A 15,974-nucleotide genomic window follows, 5' to 3' on the forward strand; every position below is an offset into this window, starting at 1 on the left:
GCCGTGGCGCTGCCCTCCCAAAGGAAAAGGGCGGCGCTTCGCTTCGTGACGAGTTTCCCGTTCGAGAGAAAGGCTCTCGGCGCTCGTCGCGGAGCATCCCACCATGGCCAGTGCCGTTCGCAAGATTTCTCTGTCGTCCTCGCGCGACATCCTCTTCAACAAGCTCGTGCTCAGCCAGTCGAACGTCCGGCGCATCAAGGCCGGCGTCTCGATCGAGGAGCTCGCCGAGGACATTGCCCGGCGCGGTCTGCTGCAGGGCCTCAGTGTCCGCGCCGTCGTCGATGCCGATGGCGCCGAGACCGGGCTCTATGAGATTCCCGCCGGCGGGCGCCGTTATCGCGCGCTGGAGCTGCTGGTCAGGCAGAAGCGGCTGGCGAAGACCGCACCGGTGCCGTGCATCATCCGCGAGGCCGGCACCGAGATCGCGGCCGAGGAGGATTCGCTCGCCGAGAACGTCCAGCGCGCGCCGCTGCATCCGCTCGACCAGTTCCGAGCGTTCCTCGCCCTTCGCGAGAAGGGTCAGTCGGAAGAGGAGATCGCTGCCGCCTTCTTCGTCTCCGTCAACGTCGTCAAGCAGCGGCTGAAGCTCGCCTCGGTCTCGCCGAAGCTCCTCGACGTCTATGCCGAGGACGGCATGACGCTCGCGCAGCTGGAGGCGTTCTCCGTCTCCGGTGATCACGAGCGCCAGGAACAAGTGTTCGAGCGGTTGCAGCATGCCTATGACAAGCAGCCCTACACCATCCGCCGAATGCTGACCGAGGGCGCGGTGCGCGCCTCCGACAAGCGGGCGCAGTTCGTCGGTCTCGAAGCCTATGTCGAGGCCGGCGGCACGGTGCTGCGCGATCTCTTCCAGGGTGACGACGGCGGTTGGCTGCAGGATGTCGCCCTCGTCGACCGGCTGGTCACCGAGAAGCTCGCGACGGAAGCCGAGGCGATTTCCGCCGAGGGCTGGAAGTGGATCGAGGTCGCACCCGACTTTGCCTATGGCCACACCTTCGGCCTGCGCCAGCTGCGCGGCGAACCCGTGACGCTGACAGCCGATGAGGAAGCAGCGCGGGGCGCCCTCCAGGCGGAATACGATCGCCTGACGGAGGAGCACTCCAATGCCGACGAGCTTCCCGAGGCGGTCGATGAGCGGCTCGGCGAACTGGAGACGGCACTGGAAGCCTTCGAGACCCGGCCGCCGGCCTTCGAGTCCGACGTGGTCGCAAGTGCCGGCGCGTTCGTCAGCATCGGCTATGACGGCACGCTGCGCGTCGAGCGTGGTTTCGTTCGTCCCGAGGACGAGCGGCCCGTCGAACCGGAAGTGGCTCCGGCCGATGCGGAGAACGCCGACGGCGTGGCTGCGATCGGCGACGCTGACAGTGCGGCCGCCACGGTCGAGCCTTCGTCGCCATCCCCAGAACCAGAGGAAGATGAAGGCCTGACGCCGATCTCCGATCGGTTGATCACGGAGCTGACGGCGCATCGAACGCTGGCCTTGCGCCAAGCGCTGGGAGAACGTCCGGACGTCGCCTTCCTTGCCGCCCTGCATGCGCTGACGCTGAAGGTGTTCTACGCCTATGGCCTCGACAGCTGCCTGGAGCTCGATCTCAAGAGCGCCGGCTTCGGCATTCAGGTGCCCGGCCTTGCCGACAGCACTTCGGCCGAGGCGATCCGCATCCGGCACGAGGACTGGGCGAAGGCTCTGCCGAAGGAGCCCGTCGAACTCTGGGATGCGCTGCAGGCCTTCGACGCCGACAGCCGCTCGGTGCTATTCGCCCATGTCGTCTCCCTGTCGGTCAATGCGACCCATGAGACCTGGAACAGGCGGCCGCGAGCGCTCATCCATGCTGACCTGTTGGCCGCGTCCGTCGATCTCGACATGGCGGCGGCGGGCTGGACGCCGACGGTGGAAAGCTTCCTCGGCCGCGTCACCAAGGCCCGCATTCTCCAGGCCGTCGCGGAAGCGAAGGGCCAGCGCGCCGCCGATCGCATCGCCCATCTGAAGAAGGGCGACATGGCATCCGAAGCCGAGATGCTGCTGGCCGGCACACGCTGGTTGCCGGAGCCCCTGCGCACGCCGGGTCATGAACCGACACAGGTCAAGAGCGACGCCGAAGGCACCAGCGCCGGTGAGTACGTCGACATCACCGATGCAGCGGAGCCGGATGCAGCCATCGAGGAAACGGCGGCGGGCGACGGCGAAACGGCCGTGGGCGAAGAAGACGGTCTCGCCGACACTGACGAAGCCGACGCGGTCCGAACCATCGCCGCCGAATAGCTCACCGCGATCCAGTCTTGCCGGCCCGTCGGTCGGAGCCTTCGCGATGTGTTTCGTGGAGCTCCGCCGGCGGGCCTTTCCTTTGGAGGACCCCATCATGGCGGAGAGCCCGCATGAACTGGCATGCCGTCTTGCTCGGAACGTCGAAGCCGTCTGCCGGTACTATCTTTCCAGCGGTCGCCGCCAGGGTCGCTACTGGATTGTCGGCGACGTTCACAACACGCCCGGGCGGTCGATGTTCGTCCGGCTGAGCGGGCCAGATTCCGGCCCCGGCGCAGCCGGTCACTGGACCGATGCCGCCACCGGCGAGCATGGCGATCTCCTCGACATCATCCGCGAGAGCTGCGGCCTCGCCAACTTCGCCGGGGTTCTGGCAGAAGCGCGCCGCTTTCTCAGCCTGCCGGAACGGACGCCGGAGGCGACGCCGCCGAAGCACGGTGTCACACCCGCACCATCCGGCTCGCGGGAAGCGGCGCGGCGATTGTTCGCCATGAGCCAGCCGATCGCCAGCACACAGGCCGAGACCTACCTTCGCCGACGCGGCATAACCGCCGTGCGCGAAACCGCCGCCCTGCGGTTCCATCCACACTGCTTCTATCGGTCGGGCGAACACGAGCCTCTCGAGACATGGCCGGTGATGATCGCCGCCGTCACCGATCTCGCCGGTCATCTCACCGGCGTGCACCGCACCTATCTCGATCCCTCGGGCTTCAGCGAGGCGGCGCTCGGCAAGGCGCCGATCGACACACCGCGCCGCGCCATGGGTGATCTGGCCGGACGCGCCGTCCGCTTCGGTGTGCCCGGCGACGTTGTGGCGGCGGGCGAAGGCATCGAAACGGTGCTGTCGCTGCGCTGCGTCCTGCCCACCATGCCGATGGCGGCCGCTCTCTCCTCCGCCCATCTTGCTGCCCTACAATTTCCCGACACGTTGCGCCGGCTCTATCTCGTTCGCGACGATGATCCCGCGGGCATCGGCGCCTGCGAAGCGCTCGCCCAGCGAGCCCAAGCGGCCGGAATCGAGGCGTTGACGCTTGTGCCGAGCCTCGGCGACTTCAACGAAGATCTGCATCACCTCGGCGTCGATGCGCTCCGGTCCGCGATCCGCGTCCAGCTTGCCCCACAGGACGTCGTGCGCTTCCTGGATCGACCGGTGGTGGCCTGACGGAAGGATGCGGCGCCTGGGAGGGGCCGGTGTCGCTCTCTTCGTTGCTGATGCTTCCGTTCTCTTTGCGGAGAGCCGCACCCGGGCCTTCCTGAGAGGGCGACCGGACGGCAGACGGGAGAGGCCGGCAATGGCTCATGCCGGTTCTTTTCCGCCGGCCCTTCTACGAAGCCGTGGCAGGGCCTTTGCAGCGCGAGGCAAAACAACCGGCCATCGCCATCCTCCGCTGTCGCTCCGGCCCTTTCGCTCCGTTCCGGCATGATCCTTGTCCAATTCCGAAAGCCTGTCGGCGAGCATGCCGGTCGCTCCGGGTGCAGGCCCGTCCCGTCCACCGTCTTGCGGCGCCATGGAAGGCCGCGGCGGGCGCGGTCCACGCAAAGACGGGAGCATCCCATGACGAGCGAAGACGACACCTTCGAGCCCCACCACAGCGCATCCCCCACCAGCCACGTCCTCACCGAGCTTCAGCTCTATGGCTTCCGCCCCCTCGAGGACGAACCGGACCCGCGGCCTCTTCCCGAGGGCAACGCCGTCGCCGGCGCCATCGCCGACATCTTCGACGCTCTGATCGCCACGCTCGGCGAGACGCGCCTCGAACCCGATCTCGAGGATCTGCTCTGGTCGACGGTCAATCTCTTCCACCGCGCCACCGGTCGCATCGAGCGCGAGCTCGACGGCAACGAGCAGGCGCAGCGCCGCAGCCAGGAGGAGCAGGACGGCTCCGAGGTAAAGTCGGTCGAGCTGGAGCGCCTGACGGCCGAGGGCCAGACGCTGGTCGAGCGCCGAAACGCCTTCGAGCTGATGCGCGACCAGGCCGCCGAGCACTTCGAGCGCCACACCGGCTCATCCTGGCGTCCGCGCACCGGCTCCATGGTCAACCACAAGGCGCTCACCTCCGCGATGATCGACAGCCGCGACTTCCTCGCCGCGACGAAGCGGACCGAAACGCAAGTGCTCCTGCCGCCGGGACCGAAGGTCGCCGTCACCGGCGGTCTCGACTTCAACGACCACCGGCTGATCTGGGAAAAGCTCGACCAGGTCCGCGTCAAGCACCCCGACATGGTGCTGATGCATGGCGGCTCGCCCAAGGGCGCCGAACGGATCGCCGCCCGCTGGGCCGATCACCGCAACGTCCCGCAGATCGCCTTCAAGCCGGACTGGACCCGCCACGGCAAGGCAGCCCCCTTCAAGCGCAACGACCAGATACTGGAGGTGCTGCCGATCGGCGTCATCGTCTTTCCGGGCAGCGGCATCCAGGCCAACCTCGCCGACAAGGCTCGCAAGCTCGGCATTCCCGTCTGGCAGTTTGGCGGCGCGTGAACGCCGCTTCAGCCGAGCATCTCCGCCTTGAACAGCGAGCGGCGGTCGATGATCTCGCCCGACACCATGAAGACGCCGTCACCGGTGTAGTGCAGCGTCTCGGGATGCTCGGGCGATGGCGCAACATGCGCCTTCACCACCTCGAAGATGAAGAAGTTGTAGCGCTCGACCAGCGCGTCGTCATGAAGCCGGCATTCGAAGTTCGCGTGGCACTCGCCGATCAGCGGCGCGCCGACCTCCGACGCTTCCTGCGCCGTCAGCCCGAACTCGGCGAACTTGTCGATCGTCGCGCCGGTGGTGTTGCCGATGCCAGCCACCGTATCGGTCAGCGCCGTCGTCGGCAGGTTGATCACGCACTCGCCGCTCTCGCGGATCATGCGGAAGCTGTGGTTGCCGCCCGAAATCATCAGCCCCGCAAGCGAGGGCGAGAACTCCAACACCGTGTGCCAGCCGAGCGTCATGATGTTGGTCTTGTCCCGCCACTTCGACGAGACCAACACGATCGGCCCCGGCTCCAGGTAGCGGCGCACCTGGCTCACTGGAAAATCGCGCTTTTTGAGGATCTTGATCATCTCTCTACCCATCTCGGTTGAAAGCGTCGGTCGCCGATCGAACTGCGCTCAGATGGCGATTTCATGCCGGGGGCCTGCTGCGGGCGGGAGGCGAGCGTTCTTCCAGCCTCGGGATATCCGGATAGCGCCCATGCAGGTCGTAGGGCCCCCAAATCCGCTTGCCCAAAAGCTGCCCTTCATGCAGATGGCTGCTCAGATGCTTCCAAATGGGTGCATCAGACGCGGAACAGCCAAACAGTGGCCGAGCGCTCTCGCTCAGATGCCACCAAAACGGGTATTCTGCCTAGCATTGCGTTCCCGATAATCCTAAGCTGTGGGGTGGAGTGGGGTGAATGATTAAGCTTGCGAATATTCGGGTCGAGGGGTTTCGACTTCTTGAAAATATCGAAGTCTCGGTTGAGCCGACCTCGACAGTGATTGTCGGCCGCAACAATAGCGGAAAAACTTCCCTTACCGAGCTCTTCGAGAAATTTCTGGGCGAGCCCGCTGGGCAGTTTAGGCTGGAAGATTTCGCGTCTGCCATCCGACCGAAATTCATCGCGGCCAAAGCGCTCCGCGATGCCGGGGGAACCTCGGAGGACGTGCTGGCCGCCCTTCCCAAGATCGCGCTCCAGTTGACCTTCAGCTATGGCGCAGGGGGTGAGGATCTTGGTCCGTTATCGCCCTTCATAATTGATCTCGACCCAGACTGCACGACAGCAATAGCGCGCGTCGAATATGCGGCTTCCCCCAAAAGCCTCGCCAGATTGCTAGACATCCCATCGGCGGAAGAAGGCATCGATCAGAACCACGCGCTATTTCGGCATCTGCGCGACGCAATCGCTAGTGGCTATGCGGTCAAGGCGTCGGCGATCGACCCGACCGATGCGTCGAACAGGCGAGAGTTCGACACGCTCGCTCCGCTGCTCGCGCTGATCCAAACCGGCTTTGTGAAGGCGCAGCGCACGCTCGACGTAAGCAAGCGAGGGGACGCCGACGTAATCGGCAAGATTCTCAGCAAGCTGTTCCGAACTGCGAACGCACTGGGCTCATCGGAAGAAGACCAAAAGATCGCCAACCAGATCAAAGCATCCGTCGCTCAACTCGAGCAGTCGATGCAGGGCGATTTCGACAACCAGCTGAAAGGCTTGCTGCCAGCGCTCAACGCGTTCGGCTTTCCGAGTCTCAATGACACCCAGCTCCAGCCGCAGACAGCCATAAATGCGGAGGATCTGCTCAAGGAGAATACGCGCATCCTATATACCGGCGCGGATGGCGTGCACCTGCCTGAGGGCTACAACGGGCTGGGAACACGGAACCTAATCTATATTCTGCTCCAGCTGGAAACCTTGCACAAAACCTACCGCGGGACGACCTCCCGGCCCGGCACGCATCTCGTGTTCATTGAGGAGCCCGAAGCCCATCTCCATCCCCAAATGCAGGAAGTCTTCATAGCACAGCTCAAGGAGGCCATCGCGACCCTTTCAAGGAAATATCGAGACGAGCCGGTGTGGCAGGTCCAGTTCATCATCTCGACCCACTCGTCGCACCTCGCCAATGCGACGGAATTCACAGCAATCCGCTATTTCCTTAATGAGCAGACGCAGAATGTTGGCGTCCGGCGCACCCGGGTCAAGGATTTCCGGAGAGGTGCGGAAACGATCAGCCCAGAGGATCAGAAATTTCTTCACCAGTATATGACGCTGACTAAGTGTGACCTGTATTTCGCAGACAAGGCCATTCTGGTTGAAGGCGCCACTGAGCGTATCCTCATGCCCCGCATTATCAAGTCTGTTGATGCCGGGCTCCAGGACCAGGCCAAGCTCTCGCGACAATATATTACGACAATGGAAGTGGGCGGAGCTTACGCGCAAATATTCTATCCGCTGCTCGAGTTTCTTGAGCTAAAGGCGCTAGTAATTACCGACATCGATTCCGTGAGGCTCGTTGGCGAGAAATACAAGAAATGCCCCTGCGCCGCGGGAGAGCGTACGTCAAACAGCGCGATCAAGGCCTGGTTCGAAGACAATACAATCTCGATTGTCGCGCTGCGTGCGAAGACGACCGCAGAAAAAACCAAGCGCTTCGTCCGTATCGCATATCAGATGCCGGAAGATGGCTCCGAGCATTGCGCGCGCAGCTACGAGGATGCGCTGATCCTCGCGAACCTTCAGTTGTTCCAGATTCCGGACGACGATGCTGCTGCAACGAGTGCTTGGGAAACCGCAAAGGGATTCGGCAAGTCGGAGCAGGCGATCAAATACGCCATCATGCAGGAGGACTGGAACGTCCCGAAATACATCAAAGAAGGGCTCCGCTGGTTGTCCGAACCGCCTCCGCCGCCTGATGCGCCGCCGCCGCTCACGCCTGGAGATGGCACGGGAGTGACGTCAGCATGAACAGCAGAAGATCGCCTGCGGTGATTGCGGCTGAGGCGGCCCAAGCCAAGCTTGAAGCCTGCCTCGTCGCAGGATCCAATTTTCGACTTGAGGCTGGGGCCGGTGCCGGCAAGACCTATTCGCTCGTGGCCGCGCTTAGGAATATCATCGCGGAAAAAGGGCAAGCACTGATGCATGCTGGCCAGCATGTCGCATGCATTACTTATACCGAAGTGGCGCGAAAGGAGATCGCGAGCGAAATAGAGGAACATCCGGCAATCCTGGTGGATACCGTCCATGGGTTTGGTTGGTCGTTCATTTCTCGATTCCAGAAGACCTTGCTCGAGCTGATAGCCAATACAGCCGATGAAAAACGGCGAAAGCTTATAGAGGACGCCGGCGGAATCCATAGTCAGCGGGTTGAATATGACCTCGGCTATTTCGGAATCGATGAGACCCGGATCAAATTGCACCATGATGACGTGCCAGCCTTTCTCGCCGCGATGCTAGCCAATTCAAAATTCCAGCGAATATTCACAAGCCTGTATCCGATTCTTTTCATAGACGAATATCAGGACACGGATTCACGCGTGATGGCCGCCCTTTCGGAGCATTTCTTCGCACCGAAGATTGGCCCCATCACCGGGCTGTTTGGCGATCACTGGCAAACGATCTACCGGAAGGACTATGAGCTGGTGAAGTTTCCTCACGTCGAGGGCATCGACAAGGGTTCGAACTTTCGATCGGTGCAGGCTATAGTCGATGTTCTGAACCGTCTGCGCCCGGAGCTGAAACAGGAGGTGGATGATCCCGACGCGATAGGCGAAGCGCGCTTTTTTCATTGCAATGCATTTGCCGGAGCGCGTGTCGATAGCCGTAACGGTAAGCAGGAACTACCCGAGGCCGCGCTCAGCCAGGCGATTGAGCAAGTTGAACAGATCCTGCGCGCAGATGGTTGGGGATTTCGGCCCGAGGACACCAAGATCCTGATGCTAACGCACAATGCGATCGCAGCGGAAAGGGGCTATCCGACGCTTGCTAGTATCTATGATCAGAAAGACGATCTTGTGAAGAAGCAGGACGTGGCGATTGCGTTCCTCATCGACAAGGTTGAGCCAATCTGTGAAGCCTATGCGGCGGGAAATCATGGTCTGATGTTCGCCCTGATGGGTGGCATCCCGACGATCCGGAAGATGGCCGACAAAGCGAGCTGGCGCGAGGATATGGATCGGTTAATGAAGCTTCGCGCGAATGGCTCAGTCGGTCAGATTATCGACCACCTCAAGGTGACCAAGCGTCCACGGCTGCCGGATCGCGTCGCATCGCGAGAAGAGGATATCGGGCGCCTCGGTCCGGAGGTTACAGAGGGCGAACCGAATTCGCTAACGCGCCATCGCCGTTTGCGCGAAGTGGCTTTCGGCGAGATCCTCGCGCTAGCTGAGTTCATCAACGGCTTCACACCCTTTGCGACACAGCATAGCGTCAAAGGTGCGGAATTTGCTGACGTGCTGGTCATTCTGAGTGGTGGCTGGAACCACTACAACTGGCCGAAATTCCTTGAGCTGTTTGCGACTGGGAAAATCGGGGCTAAGGAGGAAGGCAGTTATTGTCGGGCTCGCAATCTTTTCTACGTAGCTATATCGCGACCGAAAAAACGATTGGCCGTGCTTGCCACTCAAGCCCTGAACGAACCGGCGATGGCGACGGTTGAGAAGCTGTTCGGTGTTGATCATGTCGTTGCCGTGCAGTTCGACAGCTGAGGTAATGCATGCTCGAATATGTTCCCGGGAAGCCGCTTGAGCTTGCTCTGTCGCAAACGCGCCAACCAGGTCACAATGAAGCCAACTTAGCCCGTGTCCGTTTCGGCTTAGTTTTGCCAGAAACCGGCCAGTCCGCTTTCGGCCCGTTGCTGGCGATTTCATGCGAGATGGGGATCTGCAGGACTGGCTCCTCCCAGCGATCCGATGCCGTCGATTACGACGCCCATGAGGGCAGTGGCAGAGCGTCTTGAATGCATCGTCGTCCTGATTCGGCCGCTTGTGCGTCCGATTGTCACTCGTGATGCGCGGCTTTTTTAATGCAGTTCGGGCAAGTCGAGGGCAAGTCCACAACCGAGGTCCTCTCGTTCTGCCGGCTTGTCACCTCCTCGCCTGCCGTGACGTCTCCATTGATGCTCCTGCAGATCGAACGCTCCCGGACGGCCTCTTCAATGGGCTGATCTGGCCGAAGGCCGGCTGCGCCTCGATCGTCTGGGCCGCAATGGCACCAACCAACTTTCTTCCCCTGCCGGATCCTCACCCCTCGCGGCAAGCCCGCGTGGGGCCCCGAGGACGCCGTCATTCCTCGCGGAACAAGAAAGCCGTCCGGCTGCCATCCTCCGCTGCCGCTGCGGCCCGCAAGCGGATGCGGCGCCGATCGCCTTCGGCCCGTCGATCGCCATCGAGGCCGCTGGGGTAGCGGGCTCGAAGACAAGAGATCAAGGAGAACCACCATGGCGACCATCGGCACCTTCAAGAAGACCGGCGACAACGAGTTCACCGGCGCAATCGTCACCCTTGCCGTCCAGGCCAAGAACGTCCGCATCGTTCCCGAGGCGCGCACCACCAGCGACAACGCCCCCAGCCACCGCGTCTACGCAGGACGAGTGGAAATCGGGGCCGCGTGGGCCAAGCGCTCCAGCGAGGGCCGCGACTATCTCGGTCTCAAGCTCGACGATCCGAGCTTCGCCGCTCCGATCTTTGCCAACCTCTTCGACGACGAGAACGGCGACGGATACAGTCTGATCTGGTCCCGCCCGAGCCGCCGCACCGGCGACTAACGGGCCGGGCTTCCTGGTCGGCTCCGGCCGGCCAGGGAGCTTTCACAGCGCTACGGAATGAAGCGTCAGCGATCGTCCTCATCGTCCGGCTGGACCAGATCGACATGGCTGACGCCCAAAGCCTGGGCGAGCTCGTAGAGCGTAATGATCGTCGGATTGCGTCGCCCGCGCTCCAGGCCGCTGAGATACTGCTGGCTGAAGCCGGAGCGCGCCTCGACATCCTCCTGCGTCAGGCCCTGAGCCCGACGCAGTCGGGCGAAGTTCCGGCCGACCAGCTTGCGCATATCCATGCGCAAGGCGTGCCGCGTTTACATACTATGAGTTTATCAACTATAGTGCGTATTCAACAGTCCGATGCGGGCGACGGGACCAAGCGCCGCGATCTGGCGCCGCTTCAATCCTTCTGCCGATCCCGTCGCCGTGCTATCGCACCGCCGACGCTGGAGCCTCTGCGAGGGCCGCCATGATCACTTCGCCATTGCACGACGCGCCGCCTGAGAGCGACGGACTGACCGACTACGACCGCGCGCATGTAAAACTCTACGTGCGGCTTCTCGACGCGGCGGCCGACGATGCCGGCTGGCAGGAGGTGGCTGCCATGCTGTTCGGGCTCGATCCGGCGCAGGAGCCGGAGCGCGCAAGGCAGGTGTATGAGGCCCATCTCGCCCGCGCGCGATGGATGAGCACGACCGGCTATCGGTTTCTCGCCCGCGAAGAGCAGTCCTGATCGCACCTCGTGATGCCGGCGCCGCATCGGGTGATGCCGGCAGGCGGACTTCCCAAGCACAATCGGAGCGGGAATCTTTCATGGCATCAGCAGCCGCGCGTTTTGCGGCAAGGAGGATGCCATGGTGCCCGATGCATCGCGATGGCGGTCTTCGTCCGATTACGACTATCTCGACGATCTCACCGGTTCCGATCTCGCCTGGGAGTGCCTGCGCCGCAACCCGGACTATCAGCGCGACTTTGCCGAGGTTCAGGATCATGCGCGCAACGCCGCGCATCTGGCGCGCCTGATGCGGCTGCGCTGGGGGATCCGATTTCCCGACGGCACCGGACGAGAGGGCAAGCGATGCGACGGTGTTCTGGACGGCCGAGGTCGATCCGGCGACGGTGCTGCTGACGCAGAAGCCGGTGCTTGCCGCTGTCGCCGACAAGGCCGCAACGCCGCCTGACGCCGGTGCCGCTCCGGCCGGCGCGGATGGCGTCGACCTTGCCTTCGGCGCCGGTCTCTCCTCCCTCCATGCCCTCGTCCTGCCGGGCATCGCAGCCGACGACGCGCTCGCCGCCATCGTTCCGCTGGATGCCGATCTGCCCGAGCGGCTTCGCGCGCTGGAGCGCTACCGGCGTGTGCTCGCCGGTCGCCGCATTCCGCCCGACGACCGGCTGACGCCGCAGCGGCGCCACACCATCCGCCAAGCCCTGCAGGCCTTCGATGGGCGAAGCTGCGGCGCCACCCATCGCGAGATCGCCGCGGCCCTGTTTGGCGCCGGGCGGCTTGCCGATGAGGTGTGGAAGTCCTCGTCTCTACGCGACAAGACCAAGCGGCTCGTGCGCGAGGGCAGCCGCCTGGTCGGCGGCGGCTATCGCGATCTCTTCCGCCATCGCCGCCGCGACTGACCCTTTGCCGCTGAGGGGGCGGTTTTGCGCTTTGCCTCTTCGCCCTCCCTCTGCGCTGCGCTTCTCCGCCACCGTGGCCTTCGTTCGCCGCCGATCGCCGGCGGCCTCATCCAACCCTCGAAGGCCCGATCATGACGCCCACCATCCCCGGCTTGCCGCCGCGCTATCTTCGCACGCCCGAAGCCGCCCGCTTTCTCGGCCTCTCCGGCCGCACGCTGGAGAAGCACCGCACCTATGGCACCGGTCCCGCCTATCGCAAGCTCGGCGGCCGCGTCGTCTATTCTCTCGACGATCTCCAGGCCTGGGCCGACCGCGGCGCCGTCACCTCGACCTCCGATCCGCGCGGCTCGCTGCTCCCCGCCAAACGGCATGCCTCGCCGCTGATGCAGCAGACCACCGTCCGCGATGCCCGCTGATGCCGTCGCACCTCCACAAGGCCGGGCGCGAGCAGCTTGATCTCTTCCGGGCGCTGCCCGGTGATCTCGCTCCGCGCGATGCCCAGGATCTCATGGCCTATCCGTTCTTCTCGCTGGCCAAGTCGAAGCGCCTGGCGCCGATCGACTACCGCGCCGGCACCATCGTCATCCGCGTCGAAGCCGTGCCGGAGCACGGCGTGGCCACCATCTGGGATGCCGACGTGCTGATCTGGGCAGCCTCGCAGATCGTGGGGGCCCGCGATGCCGGACTCCGCCCGTCGCGGCTGATGGCTGCTACACCCTACGACATCCTCACCTTCGCCGGCCGCGGTGTGTCGCTGCGCGACTATGCCCGCCTCAAGGCGGCGCTCGACCGGCTGCAGTCGACCACGATTGCCACCTCGATCCGCCAGCCGGCCGAGCGGCGGATGCACCGCTTCTCCTGGATCAACGAATGGAAGGAGAAGGCCGACGCCCATGGCCGGCCGCTCGGCCTGGAGCTGATCCTGCCGGATTGGTTCTATGCCGCCGTCCTCGATGATGCGCTCGTCCTCACCATCGACCGGGCATATTTCGCGCTGACGGGCGGGCTGGAACGCTGGCTCTATCGCCTCGTGCGCAAGCATGGCGGCCGGCAGCAATACGGCTGGAGCTTCGATCTCCGGCATCTTCACGCCAAGTCCGGCAGCCTCTCGCCGTTGAAGCACTTTGCCTACGACCTGCGCGAGATCGTCCGCCGACAGCGCCTGCCGGGCTACCGGCTCACGCTGGAGCAGATCGAGGATGCTCCCGTCCGGCTGTCCTTCGCGCCGATCGACGCGGCCCAACTCGGAACCCCACCACGCCCTCCATCCGCCTGTGCACAAGCTGGGGATAAGCTGTGAATCGTCTCGTGCTATCAGGGACCCGACCCGTCGTGCTATCGGGGACCGGACCCTCGTGCTATCGGGGACCCAAATCGGCCGTTTCCCAAACGCGATCAGCGGCTTGCGGCGTCCGTAACTTTACTAACATAGATTCCTTCGGAATCTTTCTAACGGACCCCGCGATTTGCCCACCGGTGGAAAAGGCCGGCGGAAGCGCGCTCGATAGGCCTCTGCAAAGGCCGGGGAACGGGCACGTTGGGCTTGGCCATGGAGCCGAGTTCGGCGGCCATAGCGGCTGCCATGAGAGCTTTCGGGAAGAAGAAAGAAGCAATCGTGGCGGGAGTGACCGACGCCCGCCCAACGGCGAGCTGCCCCATTCAGCGGGGCTGGGAAGCGACGTGCAGAAGGGGACCGAGGCGTCCCTGGCGCCAGGCGCGGGCGAGCCCCCGATGGCCGGGGGCTCGCCATATCGGAGAGCACCGACACGTCGCGGCCGCGACGCCTCGTCCGACCAGCACCCGGTCCGCCGCCATCTCGTCATCCAATGTGACGCAGTTCGCGAGCTCCCGCCAGCGTGCGCGTGGGACTGTGACGATGGAGGCGTCCGATGAGGAACGATCCATCTGCCGGAACAGGCTCGCAAACACAGCCGCTCGACGACCTGACCTGCGTCGAACTTACTTGGATCGCAAAGAAGATCGAGTTCTGGATCCGCTTCGGCCGCAAGGCGGACGAGCAGCGGATCGACCGCCGCCGGCGCCTGCTGTTCTTCGCTCCCGGAACCGTCTTTGCCTTCGTCCGCTGGGCAGCGAACGACTATGGCACGGTGATCTCGCGGATCGACATCGTGCGCGCCGTTGCGCCCGGCGAGCCCTATCAGACGTTGCCCTTCGTGCGTCCCGGCGGCGACATTCTGCTCAAGATCGCCGGCTGGCCAAAGGTGGAGCGGGTGCTGCAGGCGATCGATGCCGTCGAGGCTCTCGGCATCGATCCATGCGCCGTTGCGCCGGATTATTGGCGGCACGTTCACAACCGTCTCACCGCTGGCCACGAGCCGCGGGTCTACACCAGCGAACAGCATTCGGCGTACCAGCTGCGCCAAAGGATCGCCGGTGATCGGCAACGCGACGGAGGCGCGCGTGCCGATCAGCCGGAAGAGCGCACACCATGACGCGCACCGGCATCCTCGGCGCAATCGCTGTGTCGATAGCACTTGTCGGCGGTTCGCTTGCCACTCCGGTGGCGCCGAAACTGCTCTGGAACGCCTCGGCCAGCGCCCCGATCGGGCTTTACCGGATCATGCCGGTGAGTACGCTCATGACCGGCGATCTCGTCGCCGCAATGCCGCCGGAACCACTGGCCCGCTTCATGGCGGATCGCAGCTATCTCCCGCGCGGCGTGCCGCTGATCAAGCACGTGCTCGGCCTGCCTGGCCAGAACGTTTGCCGCAACGGCGGCAGCATCACGCTCGACGACAAAACCGTCGGAGAGGCACTCGACCGCGACCGCATGGGTCGCCCGCTGCCGGGTTGGCAGGGCTGCCGGCGCATCGCGAAAGACGAAGTCTTTCTGATGAACACGAGCGTCCGAGACAGCTTCGACGGGCGATATTTTGGCCCGCTTCCGGCACGCACCGTCATCGGCCGCGCCATTCCCATCGTCACCGACGAGGACGGCAACGGCCGCTTCGAATGGCGGAGGCCGGCATGGTGACCGGCGCGGATACCGTCTCTGCGACCGGTGCCGGAGGACGCGCTTTCGGCCCGCTCCCCTGCACAAAGACAACACTCGCGCCACTTGGCCGGAACCAAAGCAGGCGATGGTCACCGAGCTGTCGCTGGCCGCTTCTCCTCGTTCCAGGTCTCTTGCTAGCTGCAGCCGCGTCCGTCCCTGCTCAAGCGCAAGCGTTGCCGCCGGATCGCACCGCGACTGTTGATACGGTCGGTTCCGCGATCTCGGAAGCCGCTCAGCGCTTTGCCATCCCGCCGCATTGGATCCGCGCCGTCATCGCCGCCGAAAGCAACGGCGATGCTCGCGCCGTCTCACCGGCCGGTGCCATGGGGCTGATGCAGGTGGTACCAAGCACCTGGCGGGAGATGCGCACCGAAATGGGTCTGGGATCGGATCCGTTCGACACCCGCGATAACATCCTCGCCGGCACCGCCTATCTGCGCACGATGCTCGATCGCTACGGCTCGCCGGGCTTCCTCGCCGCCTACAATGCAGGACCGCAGCGCTACGAGGAGAGCCTGCTACTCGGTCGTCCGCTGCCGGCCGAGACGCAGGCGTACGTCGGCAAGCTCGCCCCGATGATCGGCAGCGAAGTGGCCGCCTCGTTCACCGAGGGCGCCATCGCCCCTGTCGACTGGACGCGGTCGCCGCTGTTCATTCGGAGCAGCAACGTCACGCCGGCTGCTGCCCCATGGCGCGCCGACGGGCAAACCGGTGCAGCCGCGGCAGCGTCCTTGCGGTACCCATCCTCTCTCTTGCAACCGCCGCCGGGCGGGCTGTTCGTGCGGATCACTCCGACGGAAGGCCAGCCATGAGGTCGATCGTGCTTCAGCGCGGCCCAGCGAGCCA

Annotated in this window: 16 protein-coding genes; 14 read left to right on the forward strand and 2 right to left on the reverse strand. The window is 64.2% G+C overall.

Features of this window, described 5'->3' with window-relative positions; all coding sequences use genetic code 11:
• Positions 1–103: 103 nt before the first annotated feature.
• The 3 genes from SMD10_RS05105 to SMD10_RS05115 all read left to right on the forward strand — a co-directional run bounded on the left by SMD10_RS05105 (position 104) and on the right by SMD10_RS05115 (position 4,745).
• Positions 104–2,263, forward strand: coding sequence for a ParB/RepB/Spo0J family partition protein (locus SMD10_RS05105; RefSeq protein ID WP_331684574.1), 2,160 nt, complete (start codon positions 104–106; stop codon positions 2,261–2,263).
• Between the two features lie 97 nt (positions 2,264–2,360).
• Complete coding sequence (locus SMD10_RS05110; protein ID WP_331684575.1) at positions 2,361–3,425, forward strand: DUF7146 domain-containing protein; 1,065 nt, start codon at positions 2,361–2,363, stop codon at positions 3,423–3,425.
• A gap of 393 nt (positions 3,426–3,818) precedes the next feature.
• Complete coding sequence (locus tag SMD10_RS05115; RefSeq protein WP_331684576.1) at positions 3,819–4,745, forward strand: DUF2493 domain-containing protein; 927 nt, start codon at positions 3,819–3,821, stop codon at positions 4,743–4,745.
• 8 nt (positions 4,746–4,753) lie between these two features.
• Here SMD10_RS05115 and SMD10_RS05120 read toward each other — a convergent pair whose 3' ends face one another.
• Positions 4,754–5,317 carry a flavin reductase family protein gene (locus SMD10_RS05120; protein WP_331684577.1) on the reverse strand — a complete coding sequence of 188 codons (564 nt, stop codon included), beginning with the start codon at positions 5,315–5,317 and terminating at the stop codon, positions 4,754–4,756.
• 332 nt (positions 5,318–5,649) lie between these two features.
• Between SMD10_RS05120 and SMD10_RS05125 the strand changes: the two genes are divergently transcribed.
• From SMD10_RS05125 to SMD10_RS05135, 3 genes are all read left to right on the forward strand, one after another.
• Entirely contained in the window at positions 5,650–7,695 is a 2,046-nt protein-coding gene (locus SMD10_RS05125; protein WP_331684578.1) for an ATP-dependent nuclease, read from the forward strand.
• Positions 7,692–9,434: a UvrD-helicase domain-containing protein gene (locus SMD10_RS05130; protein ID WP_331684579.1), complete on the forward strand. Its 1,743-nt coding sequence runs from the start codon at positions 7,692–7,694 to the stop codon at positions 9,432–9,434. The genes SMD10_RS05125 and SMD10_RS05130 overlap by 4 nt, the downstream gene beginning before the upstream one ends.
• A gap of 731 nt (positions 9,435–10,165) precedes the next feature.
• Positions 10,166–10,492: a DUF736 domain-containing protein gene (locus SMD10_RS05135; RefSeq protein ID WP_331684580.1), complete on the forward strand. Its 327-nt coding sequence runs from the start codon at positions 10,166–10,168 to the stop codon at positions 10,490–10,492.
• A gap of 65 nt (positions 10,493–10,557) precedes the next feature.
• On the opposite strand, the gene SMD10_RS05140 is transcribed toward SMD10_RS05135, so the two are convergent.
• Positions 10,558–10,782, reverse strand: a complete 225-nt coding sequence (locus tag SMD10_RS05140) for a helix-turn-helix domain-containing protein (RefSeq protein WP_078707142.1) — start codon at positions 10,780–10,782, stop codon at positions 10,558–10,560.
• 176 nt (positions 10,783–10,958) lie between these two features.
• On the opposite strand from SMD10_RS05140, the gene SMD10_RS05145 reads away from it, so the two are divergent.
• The 8 genes from SMD10_RS05145 to SMD10_RS05180 all read left to right on the forward strand — a co-directional run bounded on the left by SMD10_RS05145 (position 10,959) and on the right by SMD10_RS05180 (position 15,940).
• Entirely contained in the window at positions 10,959–11,219 is a 261-nt protein-coding gene (locus tag SMD10_RS05145; protein ID WP_432757189.1) for a DUF2285 domain-containing protein, read from the forward strand.
• A gap of 121 nt (positions 11,220–11,340) precedes the next feature.
• On the forward strand, positions 11,341–11,667 hold the full coding sequence (locus tag SMD10_RS05150) for a transcriptional regulator domain-containing protein (RefSeq protein WP_331684582.1): 327 nt from the start codon (positions 11,341–11,343) through the stop codon (positions 11,665–11,667).
• Positions 11,573–12,112 (forward strand): DUF2285 domain-containing protein, encoded by a 540-nt coding sequence (locus SMD10_RS05155; protein ID WP_331684583.1) that lies wholly within the window; start codon positions 11,573–11,575, stop codon positions 12,110–12,112. Before SMD10_RS05150 ends, SMD10_RS05155 begins: the two co-directional genes overlap by 95 nt.
• Positions 12,113–12,243: 131 nt before the next feature.
• A complete protein-coding gene (locus tag SMD10_RS05160; RefSeq protein WP_331684584.1) occupies positions 12,244–12,528 on the forward strand; it encodes a helix-turn-helix transcriptional regulator in 285 nt (94 codons plus the stop codon).
• Positions 12,528–13,412, forward strand: coding sequence for a replication initiator protein A (locus tag SMD10_RS05165; protein ID WP_331684585.1), 885 nt, complete (start codon positions 12,528–12,530; stop codon positions 13,410–13,412). The genes SMD10_RS05160 and SMD10_RS05165 overlap by 1 nt, the downstream gene beginning before the upstream one ends.
• Positions 13,413–14,001: 589 nt before the next feature.
• Positions 14,002–14,565, forward strand: coding sequence for a DUF2840 domain-containing protein (locus tag SMD10_RS05170; protein ID WP_331684586.1), 564 nt, complete (start codon positions 14,002–14,004; stop codon positions 14,563–14,565).
• The gene (locus SMD10_RS05175; protein ID WP_331684587.1) at positions 14,562–15,107 is read left to right on the forward strand and encodes a S26 family signal peptidase; all 546 of its coding nucleotides are present in this window, start codon (positions 14,562–14,564) and stop codon (positions 15,105–15,107) included. Before SMD10_RS05170 ends, SMD10_RS05175 begins: the two co-directional genes overlap by 4 nt.
• Positions 15,108–15,301: 194 nt before the next feature.
• Positions 15,302–15,940 carry a lytic transglycosylase domain-containing protein gene (locus SMD10_RS05180; RefSeq protein WP_331684588.1) on the forward strand — a complete coding sequence of 213 codons (639 nt, stop codon included), beginning with the start codon at positions 15,302–15,304 and terminating at the stop codon, positions 15,938–15,940.
• Positions 15,941–15,974 lie beyond the last annotated feature (34 nt).

The sequence above is a fragment of the Consotaella aegiceratis genome, assembly GCF_036541425.1.
In the GTDB taxonomy this organism is placed as follows: Bacteria; Pseudomonadota; Alphaproteobacteria; order Rhizobiales; family Rhizobiaceae; genus Consotaella; species Consotaella aegiceratis.

What these genes read in the sequence shown, in the direction of transcription:
- SMD10_RS05160 (WP_331684584.1), top strand. Translation starts at nt 12,244, where the DNA reads ATGACGCCCACCATCCCCGGCTTGCCGCCGCGCTATCTTCGCACGCCC.
- SMD10_RS05140 (WP_078707142.1), bottom strand. Translation starts at nt 10,782, where the DNA reads ATGGATATGCGCAAGCTGGTCGGCCGGAACTTCGCCCGACTGCGTCGG.
- SMD10_RS05130 (WP_331684579.1), top strand. Translation starts at nt 7,692, where the DNA reads ATGAACAGCAGAAGATCGCCTGCGGTGATTGCGGCTGAGGCGGCCCAA.
- SMD10_RS05175 (WP_331684587.1), top strand. Translation starts at nt 14,562, where the DNA reads ATGACGCGCACCGGCATCCTCGGCGCAATCGCTGTGTCGATAGCACTT.
- SMD10_RS05115 (WP_331684576.1), top strand. Translation starts at nt 3,819, where the DNA reads ATGACGAGCGAAGACGACACCTTCGAGCCCCACCACAGCGCATCCCCC.
- SMD10_RS05110 (WP_331684575.1), top strand. Translation starts at nt 2,361, where the DNA reads ATGGCGGAGAGCCCGCATGAACTGGCATGCCGTCTTGCTCGGAACGTC.
- SMD10_RS05165 (WP_331684585.1), top strand. Translation starts at nt 12,528, where the DNA reads ATGCCGTCGCACCTCCACAAGGCCGGGCGCGAGCAGCTTGATCTCTTC.
- SMD10_RS05170 (WP_331684586.1), top strand. Translation starts at nt 14,002, where the DNA reads ATGAGGAACGATCCATCTGCCGGAACAGGCTCGCAAACACAGCCGCTC.
- SMD10_RS05135 (WP_331684580.1), top strand. Translation starts at nt 10,166, where the DNA reads ATGGCGACCATCGGCACCTTCAAGAAGACCGGCGACAACGAGTTCACC.
- SMD10_RS05150 (WP_331684582.1), top strand. Translation starts at nt 11,341, where the DNA reads ATGGTGCCCGATGCATCGCGATGGCGGTCTTCGTCCGATTACGACTAT.
- SMD10_RS05125 (WP_331684578.1), top strand. Translation starts at nt 5,650, where the DNA reads ATGATTAAGCTTGCGAATATTCGGGTCGAGGGGTTTCGACTTCTTGAA.
- SMD10_RS05120 (WP_331684577.1), bottom strand. Translation starts at nt 5,317, where the DNA reads ATGATCAAGATCCTCAAAAAGCGCGATTTTCCAGTGAGCCAGGTGCGC.
- SMD10_RS05105 (WP_331684574.1), top strand. Translation starts at nt 104, where the DNA reads ATGGCCAGTGCCGTTCGCAAGATTTCTCTGTCGTCCTCGCGCGACATC.